We start from the raw sequence: 497 nt of genomic DNA on the forward strand, positions 1-497 counted from the left end.
CGCTCCAGCATGGACGCGGCGATGCCGCCGAGGCGGCGCATCCCCGGGGGAGCCGGGGTGGCGTGGAGGTGGGCCAGGAGGCGCGCGATCACCAGGACGCCCTCGTGGACGTCCGGCTGGTGGGCGAGCATCCGGGAGGAGTCCAGGCGCTCCAGCAGCATGGTGCCGGTCGGCTCGTCGTGGTCGAGCAGGCGGACCGCCCCGTCGCCGTTCCACAGGCGCAGGGCGACCGGCTCGCCCTCGCTCTCGTGGTCGCGGAGCTGGAGTTTGAGCACCGCCGGGGTGCCGTCGGCGCGGTCGACCGGGAGGACCAGGGCGCTGACGCCGTGCATGGGCGCCCCGGCGAGGCGCAGCTCCCAGCGGTCCAGGAAGCCGGCGGCGAGGTCCGGGAGGGCGGCGATGAAGGCCCGGCCGGCCTCCTTGTTGAACTTGATCTGGGCCTCGGTGAGTTTCGCGGGGATGTCGATCACGCCTCGCACGGTAGTGGGGTACGGGGG

General features: G+C 74.2%; 1 protein-coding gene. It reads right to left on the reverse strand.

Annotation, left to right across the window (positions count from 1 at the left end; all coding sequences use genetic code 11):
* On the reverse strand, positions 1-470 hold a 470-nt coding region (locus LPA54_RS36835), incomplete at its 3' end, for an aminoglycoside phosphotransferase family protein (RefSeq protein ID WP_228984843.1).
* Between the last annotated feature and the right edge of the window lie 27 nt (positions 471-497).

Source organism: Streptomyces sp. DH12 (assembly GCF_020873895.1).
Lineage (GTDB): Bacteria > Actinomycetota > Actinomycetes > Streptomycetales > Streptomycetaceae > Streptomyces.